Source organism: Nostoc sp. T09, from assembly GCF_002154695.1.
In the GTDB taxonomy this organism is placed as follows: Bacteria; Cyanobacteriota; Cyanobacteriia; order Cyanobacteriales; family Nostocaceae; genus Aulosira.
The window spans coordinates 24,747-40,395 of the sequence record NZ_MTAV01000174.1 but is presented as its reverse complement, the minus strand read 5'-3'; the positions used below and the strand labels follow the sequence as shown (position 1 = coordinate 40,395).

Annotated in this window: 16 protein-coding genes; 8 read left to right on the top strand and 8 right to left on the bottom strand. The window is 41.2% G+C overall.

Annotated elements, in window-relative coordinates; translation table 11 throughout:
- Positions 1-10 precede the first annotated feature (10 nt).
- A complete protein-coding gene (locus BV372_RS29050; protein ID WP_086690066.1) occupies positions 11-892 on the top strand; it encodes a M23 family metallopeptidase in 882 nt (293 codons plus the stop codon).
- Positions 893-965: 73 nt separating this feature from the next.
- Here BV372_RS29050 and BV372_RS29045 read toward each other — a convergent pair whose 3' ends face one another.
- Genes BV372_RS29045 through BV372_RS29035 form a run of 3 tightly spaced genes read right to left on the bottom strand, consistent with a single transcriptional unit; the run spans position 966 to position 2,551 of the window.
- On the bottom strand, positions 966-2,003 hold the full coding sequence (locus BV372_RS29045) for a cysteine hydrolase family protein (RefSeq protein ID WP_086690064.1): 1,038 nt from the start codon (positions 2,001-2,003) through the stop codon (positions 966-968).
- 54 nt (positions 2,004-2,057) lie between these two features.
- Positions 2,058-2,336, bottom strand: a complete 279-nt coding sequence (locus BV372_RS29040; RefSeq protein ID WP_086690062.1) for a type II toxin-antitoxin system YoeB family toxin — start codon at positions 2,334-2,336, stop codon at positions 2,058-2,060.
- Positions 2,333-2,551: a hypothetical protein gene (locus tag BV372_RS29035; RefSeq protein ID WP_086690103.1), complete on the bottom strand. Its 219-nt coding sequence runs from the start codon at positions 2,549-2,551 to the stop codon at positions 2,333-2,335. The genes BV372_RS29040 and BV372_RS29035 overlap by 4 nt, the downstream gene beginning before the upstream one ends.
- Before the next feature lie 660 nt (positions 2,552-3,211).
- On the opposite strand from BV372_RS29035, the gene ispG reads away from it, so the two are divergent.
- Both ispG and ctpC read left to right on the top strand, forming a co-directional pair.
- Positions 3,212-4,438, top strand: coding sequence for a (E)-4-hydroxy-3-methylbut-2-enyl-diphosphate synthase (ispG, locus tag BV372_RS29030; protein ID WP_086690101.1), 1,227 nt, complete (start codon positions 3,212-3,214; stop codon positions 4,436-4,438).
- Positions 4,439-4,584: 146 nt separating this feature from the next.
- On the top strand, positions 4,585-5,868 hold the full coding sequence (gene ctpC / locus BV372_RS29025; RefSeq protein ID WP_086690060.1) for a carboxyl-terminal processing protease CtpC: 1,284 nt from the start codon (positions 4,585-4,587) through the stop codon (positions 5,866-5,868).
- 19 nt (positions 5,869-5,887) lie between these two features.
- Here ctpC and BV372_RS29020 read toward each other — a convergent pair whose 3' ends face one another.
- On the bottom strand, positions 5,888-6,076 hold the full coding sequence (locus BV372_RS29020) for a DDE transposase family protein (protein WP_086690058.1): 189 nt from the start codon (positions 6,074-6,076) through the stop codon (positions 5,888-5,890).
- A gap of 98 nt (positions 6,077-6,174) precedes the next feature.
- Here BV372_RS29020 and hflX point away from each other — a divergent pair, with 98 nt between their 5' ends.
- Complete coding sequence (hflX, locus tag BV372_RS29015) at positions 6,175-7,920, top strand: GTPase HflX (RefSeq protein WP_179198269.1); 1,746 nt, start codon at positions 6,175-6,177, stop codon at positions 7,918-7,920.
- A 135-nt stretch (positions 7,921-8,055) separates the two neighbouring features.
- Positions 8,056-8,712, top strand: coding sequence for a 2OG-Fe(II) oxygenase (locus BV372_RS29010; protein ID WP_086690054.1), 657 nt, complete (start codon positions 8,056-8,058; stop codon positions 8,710-8,712).
- Positions 8,713-8,778: 66 nt separating this feature from the next.
- Here the strand turns inward: BV372_RS29010 and BV372_RS38000 are convergent, their stop codons facing one another.
- Positions 8,779-8,973 (bottom strand): hypothetical protein, encoded by a 195-nt coding sequence (locus BV372_RS38000; protein ID WP_256973527.1) that lies wholly within the window; start codon positions 8,971-8,973, stop codon positions 8,779-8,781.
- A gap of 182 nt (positions 8,974-9,155) precedes the next feature.
- Positions 9,156-9,722, bottom strand: a complete 567-nt coding sequence (locus tag BV372_RS37995; RefSeq protein ID WP_256973526.1) for a hypothetical protein — start codon at positions 9,720-9,722, stop codon at positions 9,156-9,158.
- Positions 9,723-10,073: 351 nt separating this feature from the next.
- Here BV372_RS37995 and BV372_RS29000 point away from each other — a divergent pair, with 351 nt between their 5' ends.
- The 3 genes from BV372_RS29000 (at position 10,074) to gshB (ending at position 12,794) form a co-directional block, all read left to right on the top strand.
- Complete coding sequence (locus BV372_RS29000; protein ID WP_143845361.1) at positions 10,074-10,892, top strand: XDD4 family exosortase-dependent surface protein; 819 nt, start codon at positions 10,074-10,076, stop codon at positions 10,890-10,892.
- A gap of 529 nt (positions 10,893-11,421) precedes the next feature.
- A complete protein-coding gene (gene grxC / locus BV372_RS28995; RefSeq protein ID WP_086690097.1) occupies positions 11,422-11,694 on the top strand; it encodes a glutaredoxin 3 in 273 nt (90 codons plus the stop codon).
- 119 nt (positions 11,695-11,813) lie between these two features.
- Positions 11,814-12,794 (top strand): glutathione synthase, encoded by a 981-nt coding sequence (gene gshB / locus BV372_RS28990; protein WP_086690095.1) that lies wholly within the window; start codon positions 11,814-11,816, stop codon positions 12,792-12,794.
- A 413-nt stretch (positions 12,795-13,207) separates the two neighbouring features.
- Here the strand turns inward: gshB and ftsZ are convergent, their stop codons facing one another.
- Together ftsZ and BV372_RS37990 are read right to left on the bottom strand one after the other, a co-directional pair.
- On the bottom strand, positions 13,208-14,497 hold the full coding sequence (gene ftsZ / locus BV372_RS28985) for a cell division protein FtsZ (RefSeq protein WP_086690052.1): 1,290 nt from the start codon (positions 14,495-14,497) through the stop codon (positions 13,208-13,210).
- Positions 14,498-14,543: 46 nt separating this feature from the next.
- Positions 14,544-15,122, bottom strand: coding sequence for a hypothetical protein (locus BV372_RS37990; RefSeq protein WP_256973525.1), 579 nt, complete (start codon positions 15,120-15,122; stop codon positions 14,544-14,546).
- Between the last annotated feature and the right edge of the window lie 527 nt (positions 15,123-15,649).

Sequence of the window (15,649 nt, the reverse complement as noted above, 5' to 3'; positions counted from 1 at the left end):
ACTGGTACACATGACTCGTCCCTACCGTCTAGTGTTTATCTGTGGTTTAGTCAGCGCTTTGGGGCTAGGATTCATACTCCCAGACTTACAAAGTGCCAATGCTGCTGTAGAGAGTTGCCCGACTCCTCCTGCCCTATCTCGTTTCCAGCGCCATGTAGTTGCTCGTGGTGAAACGCTAGAGAGTATAGCGCAACTCTATAATCTCAATCCTGCAACTATTATTAGCATGAATCCTGCTGTGAAAAACGGTACAGTGACTGTTGGCAGCGAACTTCAGATTCCTCCCTACAATGGAATTGTTGTAGAAGTGCCTCAGGGTCAAACGTGGCGACAAGTAGCAGCCAAGTATAAAGTTCGTGCTGATGCAATGTTTGAAGTGAATGGCTGTCAGCAAAACCCCAGAGTTGTGTTTGTTCCTGGGGTGAATGGCTTACCAAATCGTCCTTTAACTGCGTCTCGCACCCCAACTCCATCGACTACTCAAATCAGTGGCTATCCTTTGCCAGCAGTTACAACTGTAGGCTTACCTTATGGCTGGCAAATTCATCCCACCACAGGTGAAGTCTTCTTTCATAGTGGGGTAGATTTGCTAGCAGCTGTAGGCACACCTGTGCAAGCGATCGCACCTGGAACTGTAGCCTTTGCCAGCGAACAAGGTACTTATGGCAAGTTAGTCATCATCAATCACGGTGGCGGACTCCAAAGCCGCTACGCCCATCTTGACAGTATTAAGGTAAGTGTCGGTCAGCCAGTGAAAAAAGGAGATTTGTTAGGAACAGTCGGCACTACTGGACAACCTGCTGCCAAACAATCACATCTTCATTTTGAAGTACGTTCTACCTCATCTCTGGGTTGGGCTGCCCAAGATCCAAAGAGTTATCTCACCAAATAAGACTTATTTTCAAACGCAGAGTTTCGCAGAACAATCTCTGTGTTCCTTTGCGAAAACTTTGCGTTCCTCTGCGTTAAAAAAAGGATTGGATCGGGTCGGTAGATTTTATAATATGCATTCCTGCTGCGGCAAATCTGGCAAAGGCTGCATCTGCCTGTTCTGTGTAGTCAACAACGCCAGGAACAACAACAGCAGAAGTACAATCTTCTAACAGATAAACTTTTTTAGCCAAGTTAGCATCTATCTGTTTAATTTCTGTTAATAAATCGTCAATTGTCCAAGCTACACAATGACTTTTAGCTTGACCGCCAATAATTACAGCATCAAACTCTAAAAGTTGCTGAATTAAACGCGTGTTTTTTTGAGCAAGTGGATTTTGATCAAAACCTATTAATACCTCTGGGCGTAATACAGAATAATTCTCGGTTAAGGGATTATCACCTTTAATTTCAAATTGTGTTAGACTCTGACGCGCAATGCAGTGGAAAAATATTGCTGCTTCTACTGATGAAACTAAAGCATGACCAATTCCGCCTAACATTGAATGGTAAGGCCAAACTGTGAGAGGGTATTTTCCATCTTGACTTAGCTGCTTAACATAATGATAAGCATGTTTTTTCAATAATTCATAATCGCCCTTAGTAATACTATTAGCAACTGCTGGGTTAACTTTCCAGATTCCTTGTTCTAGATCTGTTGGGGTAATGCTTGTAGCTGCTGGTATCGGGTGCTCTCCAGCGGCATTTATCCAAAAAATAGGATGAAAAATTTGCATTGCTGTGTGAGTATCCATCGTTGGCACAATTGTTGTAATTACTCCTAAATTACGATAAATAAATTCACACAAACGCTGATTATCTTCTACTGCACCCGTGCCAGATTTTCCTTCTACAAATAATTCAAATCCAGGGATACAGAAAGTATTTTGGACATCAATTAAAAGTAAACAAATACGGCGTTTATCAAAAGCTGCTGGTTGAATATTGAGTTTTTGTGCCCATGCTTCAGCTTCTGATGCGAGTTCTTGATAGGGGACGCGCCAGACTTCGCCCACTTTTTCCAAGTTGAAGTGTGGGGGTATTGAGAGTTGAGTTGTAGTTTGAGTATTCATATAAAATCAGTCCTTTATTTTTAACTTAGTTCTTCAAATTCAGTTTTGATTTATTTAAAATTCACGATGATCTAGAGTCAATAATAATATTTCTTCCTCTCCTAACTCTGGATTAACAACAAACTTAAATAAAATCCGAGTATTATAATTAATCGAGCATGACCATCTACCTAACAAATCATCTTTTAATTTATGACTACCTAAACTTTGTTGAAATGGATCTTCAGCTATTTGATCCAATATTTCCTCAATTTGAAACCGAAATTCAGGATTTTTATTAACCACATATTTAAAAGCACGAACAAATGTTTTACTCCAAACTAAATTTTTCACTCGTCCAACTCCGCAATTAAATCTGCAACTGAACCACGCCGGATATTACCCTGAGCGTAATCATTCTCTGCTTGCACAATTTGTGTTAATAAATTATCCCGTCTTTGCCTTTTAAGACGCTTTTGAATGATATCCACAAGCATAGCTTGAGCTTCTGGATCTAGTGCTTCTACTGCTTCTAAAGCTTTTTGAAATATTAATGTTTGTTCTAGCATAGGCATCAGACAATTTAGTAACAGATATAATAGCTTGATTTTGATGGCGATCGCTCTTATTAACCAGGATGAATTACTCAGACTTTACACAGCAGGTGAAAGAGATTTTTCTAGTGTTGACATAAGCGCTGTCAAACTAGACAGTATTTAGTTAAAAAATTAAAGAGATTGCTCAGCATCTGGATGAAGCTAAAGAAGAGATAGTTAATTTTTTAAAATAAAATAATGACTTTATATTAGCTGACATAGATATTGATATTTTAATTATTAATGATGATAAATAATAATTTATTCATTTATTTCATCCCTACCGATGCAGTTTGTTAATTATATACTCCTAAAATACCGTGGTAATTAAAGCCGCTCCTTGATACATCTAAGCAGATAAAGAGTATGAAACTTGATTTTATAAACTAATTGACGTCAGTCATAGCATTTGTAACTCAGTAACAGCGCGATCGCTACTTGGTAGCAAAAGCTAGTAAATTGTCTATTTCCGGTTAAGAGAAAAATCGATAAATCTCCTTTATTTCTGCTTTTTTCTCACTTTATGTTTTTTTTACTCCCTCATTGACTAAAATCGCCCCAGCTGTGGCAATCTGAGAAACAGAGATTTTGAAATTTGATATTTTCGCTACAGCAAATTTACCTAATGAGGTTATGCAAACTCTGCCCACAGTTACAACTGTAAACACCACATCTAGCGAACCCACCTTTGATACAACAATTAAGCGGCGTAAAACCCGTCCGGTAAAGGTAGGAGATGTCACCATTGGCGGTGGCTACCCTGTGGTGGTGCAGTCAATGATTAATGAAGACACCCTAGATATCGATGGTTCTGTAGCAGCTATTCGTCGTCTACACGAGATTGGCTGCGAAATTGTCCGCGTTACTGTGCCAAGTATGGCTCATGCCAAAGCTTTAGCGGAAATTAAACAAAAACTCATTAAATCCTACCGAGATGTGCCCATTGTTGCTGATGTGCATCACAACGGCATGAAAATCGCTTTGGAAGTTGCCAAGCACATCGAGAAAGTACGGATTAATCCTGGTTTGTATGTGTTTGAAAAGCCAAATACTAATAGAAATGAATATACCAATGCGGAATTTGATGAAATTGGCGAAAAAATCCGCGAAACCCTAGCACCTTTGGTCGTATCTTTAAGAGATCAAGGTAAAGCCATGCGTATCGGGGTAAATCATGGTTCTCTGGCTGAGAGAATGCTATTTACTTACGGCGATACCCCAGAAGGAATGGTGGAATCGGCTTTGGAATTCATTCGCATTTGTGAATCTCTAAACTTTCACAATTTGGTAATTTCGATGAAGGCCTCGCGAGTACCAGTCATGGTAGCTGCTTATCGTCTGATCGCCAAGCGCATGGATGAGTTGGGAATGGATTATCCCCTGCATTTGGGCGTCACAGAAGCCGGTGATGGGGAATACGGGCGAATTAAATCTACAGCTGGCATTGCCACATTGCTGGCTGATGGCATTGGCGACACAATTCGGGTCTCGCTTACAGAAGCACCAGAAAAAGAAATTCCCGTCTGTTACAGCATTCTGCAAGCCTTGGGTTTGCGGAAAACTATGGTGGAATATGTCGCTTGTCCTTCCTGCGGACGTACTTTATTTAACCTAGAAGAAGTACTGCACAAAGTCCGAGAAGCAACCAAGCATTTAACAGGGCTAGACATAGCAGTTATGGGTTGTATTGTAAATGGCCCCGGAGAAATGGCAGATGCTGACTATGGATACGTAGGCAAGACTCCTGGTTATATTTCTTTATATCGTGGCAGAGAAGAAATTAAAAAAGTCCCAGAAGACAAAGGTGTAGAGGAATTAATTAACCTCATCAAGGCAGATGGACGCTGGGTAGAACCTTAAAGTTTTAGTAACGGCGACCACAAGGGTCGCCGGATTGCCAAGTATTTTGCTGTAATAAGAATACATGCTCGTCTGTTACAGTGATACCCTGTGTTAGATTGAGCATACTGACTATACAAAATTTTTCCTCTGGCGCAGCTGTCATTATGGTGATTACAAAAAGTAAGCTGGTTTTGGGTGCTACGGCAGTGACGCTCTCAACTATTGCTATTACGAGCCTTGGCATTCACTCACGAGGTCAGGCTTTAAATAACAGTCCCAAGGAATTGATAGACGAAGTTTGGCAAGTTGTTCAGCGTCAATACGTAGACGGTACTTTTAATCAGGTAGATTGGCAGGCTGTACGGAAGGAGTATTTAAGTAAGTCTTACAGTAATAAAGAGGAAGCTTATAAGTCCATCCGGGAAATGCTGAAAAAGCTAGATGACCCCTATACCCGGTTCATGAACCCGCAGGAATTCAAAAATATGCAGGTTGATACCTCTGGAGAGCTAACAGGTATCGGTATCACAATCAGTCAGGATGAAAAAACGAAACAGCTCGTTGTGATTGCCCCCATTGAGGATACTCCTGCATTTAAGGCTGGGATTTTAGCCAAGGATGAAATTCTTAAAATCGATGGTAACAGTACTGAGGGGATGGATACTAACAAGGCAGTATCCCTCATTCGCGGTGAAGCAGGAACGAAGGTAAAACTAACTATTCGGCGTAGTGGTCAAACCAAAGATTTTGAAATTCAACGAGCACGCATTGAAATTCATCCAGTTAAATACTCGCAAAAACAAACACCAGCTGGGAATCTGGGCTATATACGTCTGAACCAATTCAGCGCTAATGCAGGCAAGGAAATGCAAAATGCCATCAAAAATTTAGAAACCAAACAAGTTGTTGGTTATGTTTTGGATTTGCGTGGCAATCCTGGTGGTCTACTATTCTCCAGTGTGGAAATTGCGCGGATGTGGCTGAATACAGGTACAATTGTCTCCACTATTGACCGCCAAGGTGAGCAAGAGCGAGAAATAGCAAATGGACGTGCTTTAACAAATAAGCCATTAGTAGTGTTGGTAGATAAAGGCTCAGCCAGTGCTAGTGAGATCCTCTCTGGAGCTTTGCAGGACAACAAACGTGCTACTTTAGTGGGAACTCAAACATTTGGTAAGGGCTTAGTACAATCAGTGCGCCCCTTAGAAGATGGCTCAGGATTAGCCGTAACAATTGCTAAATACCATACTCCAAATGGTAAAGATATTAATAAGCATGGGATTGATCCAGATGTCAAGCTGGATTTGACCGATGCGCAAAGGCAAGAGTTATGGCTAAACGAGCGTGACAAACTTGCCACCCTACAAGATCCTCAATTCGCTAAAGCAGTAGAAGTGCTAGGCAAACAAATTACTGCTAGGGGCACCACAACTACAGGAAAAAATTAAAAATTATAAATTTTCTGATTTATTGGGGTTGGCATTTGCCAGCCCTAATTAATCCGACACGACGGGCGATCGCCTCTGCTTGAGAAGTAAAAGGACCCCACTGTTCTATAATCTCTGGATTAGCTTCCCCAGCAACTACATTAGCGACTATCTCGCAATAACCAGCAGGACGCTTGACAACATACCAGATTTCTGTTGACTCAGTCATGAAAATAAGCCTTGTCAGGTAGAGTTTGTAGCTTTAAGCATGTTGTAAAATAGACTATAGCAGGATTCGGGGGACCATTTAACTGGTTAGAAACGCCTATAGAGACTATCTACGGAAATCTCCAAGGATTAAAGTCCAGCCAGCTGAAGCAACTACAGCGGCTATATCACCAACGCATACCGGGCGATCGCATCAGTACGTCCGAGTTTTCCCAGCGTCTGGCAGCAATTAGTACAGAAATCAATCAGCCTGTTTGTGCCTACCTCAACCGTCGCGGACAAGTGATTCGTGTAGGGGTAGGCACACCGCGTCAAACGCAAATTCCACCATTAGAATTGCCCCGTTATGGTGCAGAACGACTTAGTGGTATTCGTTGTATAGCCACTCATCTGAAGCCAGAACCGCCTAATGAGGCAGCGCTAACAGCTATGGCATTGCAACGGTTAGACGCTCTGGTTGTACTCAATATTACTGGAACGGGATTTACACGCCGAGGAGGCGGTGCTGCTGGGTACGTTAAAGAAGCTTATTTAGCTCATCTGATACCCCAAGAGTCTGAGGCTTTGCTTGCCAGTGCAGCTTTATCTCAAGCTGGGTCGAGTACTGTCCAAACTCCAAGCTGGAGTGTATCGCCGCCTCTGAGTTTAGATGAACTGACACAGCAAGATTTTTTAGATTTAGTAGAAAATCTAGAAGCAGAATTTCAGCGAGAATTTGTTGCCCAGCAAGTAGATATTGACCATGATCGCGTGCTCATTGTGGGAGTGATGACAGATGAGATGACTCCTCTAAGATTCCACGATACCTTGGCGGAATTGGCACGCTTGGTAGAGACAGCTGGGGGTGATGTATTGCAGACAGTACAACAAAAGCGATCGCGTATTCATCCCCAGACAGTAGTCGGTGAAGGTAAAGTTCAAGAAGTCGCCCTAACTGCCCAAACCTTGGGGGCAAATCTTGTCGTATTTGATCGCGACCTCTCACCCGCCCAAGTCCGCAACCTAGAAGCGCAGATTGGTTTGCGGGTAGTTGACCGTACCGAAGTAATTTTGGATATATTTGCCCAACGCGCTCAGTCCCGCGCTGGTAAGTTACAAGTAGAACTGGCACAGCTAGAGTATATGCTACCGCGGCTGACTGGTAGAGGTCTAGCAATGTCCCGGTTAGGTGGTGGTATCGGTACTCGTGGTCCTGGTGAAACCAAACTCGAAACTGAACGCCGTGCTATTCAGCGACGCATTTCTCGATTGCAACAAGAAGTTAACCAGTTGCAAGCACATCGTTCTCGCTTACGCCAGCGCCGACAACATCGGGAAGTTCCCTCAGTGGCTTTGGTTGGTTATACCAACGCTGGAAAATCCACCTTGCTGAACGCCCTCACCAATGCCGAAGTTTATACCGCTGACCAACTCTTTGCCACTCTTGACCCCACCACGCGCCGGTTAGTTATTTCCCATGCCGAGACAGGTGAACATGAAGAGATTCTACTGACAGATACAGTAGGGTTTATACACGAATTGCCTGCTTCATTAATGGACGCTTTCCGCGCTACCTTGGAGGAAGTCACAGAAGCTGATGCTTTACTACATTTGGTCGATTTGTCTCATCCAGCTTGGTTGAGCCATATTCGCGCAGTTAGAGAAATCTTGGCCCAAATGCCAGTGACTCCAGGACCAGCATTGGTTGCTTTTAACAAGATAGATCAAGTCAATAGCGAAACCCTAGCTCTAGCTCGGGAAGAATTTCCTCTAGCAGTGTTTATTTCTGCTAGCCAGCGCTTAGGATTAGAAACCCTACGCCATCGCTTAACCCAACTGATTCAATACGCTGTTGACTCTCGGTAAATACTAAAAAATAAAGTTTTGTGTTTTAGTTAAAATGCCGTAGTGATGTTTACTACGGCATTTGCTATTAAAGGTAGAGAATCTTTTTACTTCAGTAAGCTGAAGCTACCCCGTCGTCAATCCTAATTAGAAATAATGAGTACAGAACCGCAAATTTCGGTACAACCAATAGAAGCAGTTCAACTTGCAAATATCAATGTTTTATCTTCTGAGTATCTACAAATAGATAACTTTTTAACACCAGATGAACATCAGCAGCTACTCAACTATGTTCTTGGGAAAGAAGCAGAGTTTGTGTCTACCAGTACTTCCACTAAAGCGATGAATTATCGTCAATCAATGGTGCTCTACTCATTTCCTGAGTTCTCCCAACTGATTTTAAAGCGAATAGAAGCGATTATACCTGATGTAATCACTAGATTAGGGCTACTCTCATTTCCTATAAGTTATATTGAAAGCCAACTAACCGCACATAATGATGGTAATTATTACAAAATTCATAATGATAATGGTAGTCCAGAAACTGTCCTTAGAGAACTTACTTACGTTTATTACTTTTACCAAGAACCTAAGCATTTCTCTGGTGGAGAATTGCTGATTTACGATAGTAAAATCTCCTCTAATTTTTATGTAAATTCCGACTTTTTTAAAACAGTTGAGCCTCGCAATAACAGCATTGTCTTCTTCCTCAGCCGCTATATGCACGAAGTACTTCCTGTTAATTGCCCCTCTAAAGTTTTTGCTGCTAGCCGCTTTACTATTAACGGCTGGGTTAATCGAGCAACAAATTAAGTGTAAATACTATAAATGAATAACTGAGTATTTAAGTAGGAAAGACTAAGTTACGCCTAATGTGAATTAAATAGGTTGAGACTGGAAAGTGAGAACATCAATACCAAAACGGCGACGGAGCAACAAACGCAGAGTATGAGATGCAATCTTGGCTGCAATATGTACACAAAAGCCATCAACAGTTTTGTTGAGTAAGCGTTCGGGATTACGACCAGTGTTTTGAATTTCGTGAAAAACACCTTCTACACGCGCTCCGAACACGACTAATAAAGCGCTTCAAGCTCTCTTGATGTTGAAGATGCTGGTTATGGCGCTTGAGTGTCCAGATTCGATTACCAGTGCGACGAGCGAGCGCGGCCTGCCAATCGGCAGAGATAAATCCTTTATCTGCGTAAATATCACTAGCACTAACCATCTCCAGAACACTATCAGCAGCAATTCTCTCATCTGGAGCGCGCAGGCACTATGTCATAAGCAATGGGAATTCCATTCCACGTTGACAGCATAACTAGCTTGTAGCCAAAATAACGCATTTCCCTAGCGGCACACCAACCAGGAGTAGCATTTGCTGCAAAATCACTATGTCGCTTGTCACGTTTGAGTCCTAATACTGGTAATGGTTTGGTGTCGAGAAGGAAATATTTTTCACTTTCTCCAACCAATTGCTCTACCCAACTGCGGCGTAAGTTCTCTAACATTCCATCCAACTTACGTAAGCGACGATTGAATTGACTTTGGTCAAGTAAATTGGGAAACCATTCAAAGTAATTTCCTCGGATAAAACACAGTTTCTGGGTTTCTCCCGGAAAAGGCAAATAATCCATTACCAGTGCCAGTGTCATGATTTCACTATCGCTCATTCTTGCTTTAACTCCTGGTTTTAGGAGCGTTGTCTTTTTTACTTGCTTTTGATACCAATCATCTACCACTACAAAGATTGTCGTTAATAGCGTTCCAAAGTCTATGCTATTCATGGGGGAAGTCTGAAATGAATTGCTGGTAACTTTCATCTTCTTACTTCTCCCGCCTTTTTTTCTAATTCACATTAGGCGTAAGTTATATTCTTATAAAGAATATAACTTAGAAATAAATGTATGAATACACAACTAAATTTATCGAAGGCAACAGCGAGATTTTACTGATGTTTCCTACGTTTCTAGTCACAGTAAAAATACTACAATCTTGGGAACAACCTGTAAAAAAATAATATTTATTGCTCAATTAAATTTTAAATGAAGTTCTAGAAAAACCGTAGACTGACAAAATTTTTTGTGCCAATTTATATTGAGGATTACTTATGTATGAAAATTGATTTAAAATATTTTACTAGCTTCAGGCTAAAACAGAGGGGTTTAATCCGCATGTCTCAAGCATATTCCAAGCAAATCTTAGGTTATCTAACCTACTTTGTATCAGCAATAGCTGTGGTTACTGCTGGGCAAATACCCAAAGCATATGCCGCTACTATGACTTTTTCTGCGACAGGAACTAACTCAGCTTCAGGAGGAGCTACTAACACTCTAGGAGCATCAGTTGTTTTTGATGACTCACTGATTAATCAAGGTAAATTGCAAGTCACCTTAACTAATACAGGGCCAGGTACTACAGTCCCTTCTGATATTCTGACAGCCCTTTTCTGGGACATTACAGGAAATCCCACAGGTTTATCCTTGTCTTCAGCCATAGCTCCAAAAGTAGTTTCCAATAATGGCGCTAGCACCACAAATAATGTCAATCTTAAGGCTCTTGATGAATGGAAATTGCCAAATACTGGCAATGGTACAACATCGCTGTCTGGAATCAGCCAACACTATGGTATAGGTACTGCTGGCTTGGGTATTTTCCAAGGGGGTGGGGGACAGCAATTTAATTACGGTATCATCAGCGGTTACGATAGTCCAAATCCTGCCGTAAAAACGGGAACTTTTGTAAAAGACTCCGCCACATTTGTTTTATCAGGTCTGTCTACTAACTTTGATATCCAAAAAATTAACAATGTTCGTTTCCAGTATGGCACAAACTTAAGTGAGCCTAGTCTTACAAAAAACCAAGGCACTTATTTTACTCCACCTCCTCCTCCGCCTAAACAAGTGCCTGAACCTACTACTACGGCAGCTCTTGGGTTATTGGCAGTGAGCGCGCTAAAAGTGTTGAAAAAAAAGCCTCTAGTACAAGTTTAAATTTTACTCTTTTAGAGTGTGGCAGCGTGAAGCACCGGATACAGGGCAGTATTTAACATAAATAAAGTTTATAACCATAACATGTTGAGCCACCTTATCCGGTGCATGTGGCTGAGTTTTTGAAAGAATCATCCATTAAGTTGATAAAAGTAATTTTTTAAGCAACTAATAATAAGAATCTATGCTGACCTTGGTACGTCGGAAAGACCTAAGCCATAAATTTTAAGGTTAGCGAACTCCATTTTTGGTAGTGGTTAATACTTAAAAATAATTTGAGCGCCAAGTAATCACCGTATAGTTGCTGAGGCTGCAAGTATTTAAACTCGAATACCATCAGTTGATTAAGGAACCTGGTGCAAACATAACATTAGTCAAGAGTCTATAGCTAAAAGCCTATCGACTATTGACTAACCTTTATTTGTGCAGATCTATTGGGAGACTTTTGAAATTTAACCCAAAATTTAATAAAGCAACTACAGCCAGTGCCAACGTTCTAAAATTAAAAATATTCAATCAAGTTGAGGACGTTATGGTCGCTAAAGTAGAAATTTATACCTGGAGGACTTGCCCATTTTGTATCCAGGCGAAAAATTTGCTGAATAATAAGGGAGTAGAATTTATCGAATACAGCATCGACGGAGACGAGACAGCACGGGCTAAAATGGCTCAACGAGCACATGGAAGACGCTCTGTACCACAAATTTTTATCAATAACAATCATATTGGTGGTTGTGATGATATTCATGCTTTAGAAAGTCAAGGCAAGCTAAATGAGCTACTAACTTCTAGCAATAGCGTATAAAAGGACAAATTATTAGAATTACGCTTTCTGACAATAGAAGTAAGTGTAAATCAGCTGAAACATCAGGAGATAATGTAAGTTCAATAACGTTAATTTTCCTGGTGATTGAGGCAGAAAGCGTGAAACTAGCTTTTATTATTGATCCCATCCATCAGCTTGATCCATGCCATGATACTAGTGTTGCCTTGATGGAGGCAGCGCAAATCCTAGGACACGAAGTTTGGGTAACGCAGGCCAATCTGTTGAGTGTAGTAGAAGGTAAAGCCTGGGCTATCTTACAGCGGGTAGAACTTACACCAGTGCAGTTGGTGGAGGGACGCTATTTTGCAGTCAATCCTTGGTACAAGTTGAGCGAAGCCCAAAGTCCCTTAACTTGCCTAGAAACAATGGATGCTGTATTTATGCGGACAGATCCACCAGTCAACGATTCCTACCTCTATGCAACCTACATTTTGGATTACATTGACCAAAACAAAACTTTAGTAATTAACAGTCCAAAGGGTATCCGAAGTGCAAACGAAAAAATGTATGCCCTTCAATTTACCAATGTAATTCCAGAAACCATAGTTAGTGCTGATAAGCAGGTTATCAGGAAATTTGTGGAAGCAAAAGGGGCAACTGTTCTCAAACCACTAGGTAACAAGGCTGGGGAAGGGATTTTATTTTTACAATCAAGCGATCGCAATTTCAACTCAATTGTTGAACTTAGTACTTTTCAAGGTCGAGTACCAGTTATGGTACAAACCTACTTACCAGAGGCAAAAGATGGAGATAAAAGAATTATCCTACTTAATGGCGAACCGATTGGTGCCCTCAATCGCCTGTCTAGTGGTAGTGACTTTCGCAATAATATGGCAGCTGGTGGTACAGTTGCTCAAACTGAAATTACTTCAAGAGAGCATGAAATTTGTGACCAAGTAGCCAAAAATTTACGCCAAGACGGCTTAATTTTTGTAGGTATTGATGTTATCGGCGGCTACCTTACCGAAGTTAACGTCACCAGTCCAACTGGAGTTCGTGAGATCGACAGATTAAATGGTACTAGCCTTGGTCGTCGTGTCCTGGTATGGGTTGAGCAGACTCTACAAAGTAAAAAATAAAAATTATTTACCTTTTCTAATTTCTTTGCATCCTAGCTGAGGGGAAGCCTACCTAGTGTAGTGTTCCTAACAACCTAGCGAACCTACACAAGCAAGTGCAGTCTTCGCTGGGTTAGTCTTCCTATTTTTAAGACAAATGCTGTCAAGAGCAAAGAAAGCATTGGTATTATTCAAAACCTTAATCCTCACACTTTTGTCCCAAATGCACCACAGGACATCTGAGTTTCAAAACTCCTGCCCAAGTTCATTAGGTTTTGTGTTTAGTGTTGAAGAGTTTCGTAAGTGATTAGCTATATCAGGGATGGATACGGAATTGCTGACGCCTACCCTGAAGAAACTCAATACCCAGCATTTTGTATACAGCGCTCAACCAGTTCTGAAAATTATACTCAAACCCAAAATTCTAGCACCATTTAATTCTTTGGTGGGGTACGCCGCCGTTGGAGAAAATCAGGAATATCTAATACAGGTTTTTCTTTTGGCTCTGCAATTGGTGTTGGAGGGCTAGCAGCAGGTGGCTGTGACACAGGCCGCTTTGGAGGGGGTGTTGTAACTCTTGTATTCGCTACAGTTTGTTGTGGTGCTGCTTGTAGCTCACCTGTAAACCCAGTTGCAATTACAGTAATGCGTACTTCACCCTGAAGCCTGTCATCAATCACCGCTCCAAAAATAATATTGGCGTTGGGATCAACCACTTCATAGATTGTTTCAGCAGCAGCGTTCACTTCATGCAAGGTGAGGTCACTACCACCAGTAATGTTAAAAACAACTCCTCTGGCTCCTTCAATAGAACATTCTAGTAAAGGCGAAGAAATAGCAGCGATCGCTGCTTCTCTAGCTCTTGATTTCCCAGAGCTAACGCCTATTCCCATCAATGCCGATCCTGCATCTGCCATTACAGCTCTAACATCGGCAAAGTCAACGTTTACCAACCCAGGAATTGTGATGATATCAGAAATACCTTGTACCCCTTGGCGGAGTACATCATCCGCATACCGAAACGCTTCTTGCACAGGCGTTTGCTCGGGTATCACTTCCAAAAGTTTATTGTTAGGAATAATAATCAGCGTATCCACCCTACTTTTTAACCCTTCGATGCCTTGCTCTGCTTGACTAGTACGGCGGCGTCCCTCGAACACGAATGGACGTGTCACAACGCCGACAGTGAGAGCACCCATTTCTTTTGCTACTTCTGCAACAATTGGGGCTGCACCAGTTCCCGTGCCACCTCCCATACCAGCGGTAATAAATACTAAGTCAGCACCTTCCAAAGCTGTAGCAATTTCATCCCGTGATTCCTCAGCTGCCTTTTGACCAATAGCAGGATTACCACCTGCACCTAAACCACGAGTTAGTTTCTGTCCTATTTGTAACCGACTAGGAGCACCTGCTAGAGTTAAAGCTTGAGCATCAGTATTAATTGACCAAAACTCTACTCCACTGACATCTGACTCAATCATGCGGTTAACGGCATTACCACCACCGCCACCCACACCAATCACTTTAATGTTGGCAACTCGACCCGGAACAATCTCGCCAATTCTGTTACTTTCAGCAGTAATCTTCTTACCATCATGATTTTGTCCGAAATTAAGCCCAGAGTGATTAAAAGGATTAGTCGAGTTAACAGCCAGTGAGAATCCTGACTGTCCCACAGATTGGGAATTTTTATAGGTAAGCCCTTGGTTATTATCAAGTGTCATTGGATTTATGAAAGGTAGATAAACGACTTTTTCAGGTGTTATTCACCTAAGAGTCAACTATAGTGTGACACTGCCATAGATAATGACAGTGTTCTTTATTGTTCTCACTACTTCCAACCCTAACAGGATTGTCAGTGCGAAATTTCGCTACAGCATCAGCCAAGAACGCAGCCGATCGCACAACTAGTTCTAGAGAAGTATACCTATATTTACTTAAAAATGCTCTGTCTAATCTCAACCAAATATTAATATCTTCACTATTAGGCTGTCGATTTAGCTTAAGTTTTATTTGGCATTTCCAATGTTCTTCCTCTGTTATTACTAATGATTTAGATTGGTCACTAATTTTACAACTAACAGTATTGATTTTTTTTGCTTTTCTCGCCACTGTTAGAATGCTAATTTTGTATATTTTATAATCTCCTTTCAAAGAAAAATCTTTTACATAGAAATTATTGGTATTGCTAAATTCAGCTTTTCTATAAAGCTTTAAGTGCTTAAATATACATTCATATCTAGTACAAGTAACTCTACACCCAAAATTACACTCAGACTGCACAATTTGTAAAGACGCGTTACGACGCGTCTTGTTTACTGCTTTCAAAATTTGGTTAATAGGTTTCACTATTGGGTATGATCCCACCTTATTACACAAAATTTGCCCTCTACTTACCTATGTGTAGGCTTGGCGTCAGGAAGAATTTGCTTGTCAATTTATACATCAACCCTAATTGATTAGCTGTTTAGTTTGCCTTAACGGACATTGGTTGGACAAATATTCTACCCTATAGAAATCGTTACTGGTGTCGCTGCAACCCAGAGAGGGGTTACAGTCAGCAAAGAACAATGCTAACTTTCCAGAAGCAATGCTTACCGGAAATAGGGCGAAATTCCTCGTTACGCCAAGGAACTTTTGCAACCTGTCTTTGGAATTATCCTCGACACACGATTGATAGCAGTACCAAGCGTCCATCCTACAGCAAGCTAAGATTTGACTCTCTACACCAGTATGCTTGTTTTATAAGTTAGATATTAAAGAGAAACTCACGATTTTTTCTTTTACTATCTGGGTTAGGTTGAAATTGCTTACGCAAAAGGCGTTTCTACACTAGAAGACAGGATTAGGTTTTCTAAAAGCTTGCACCCTATCAA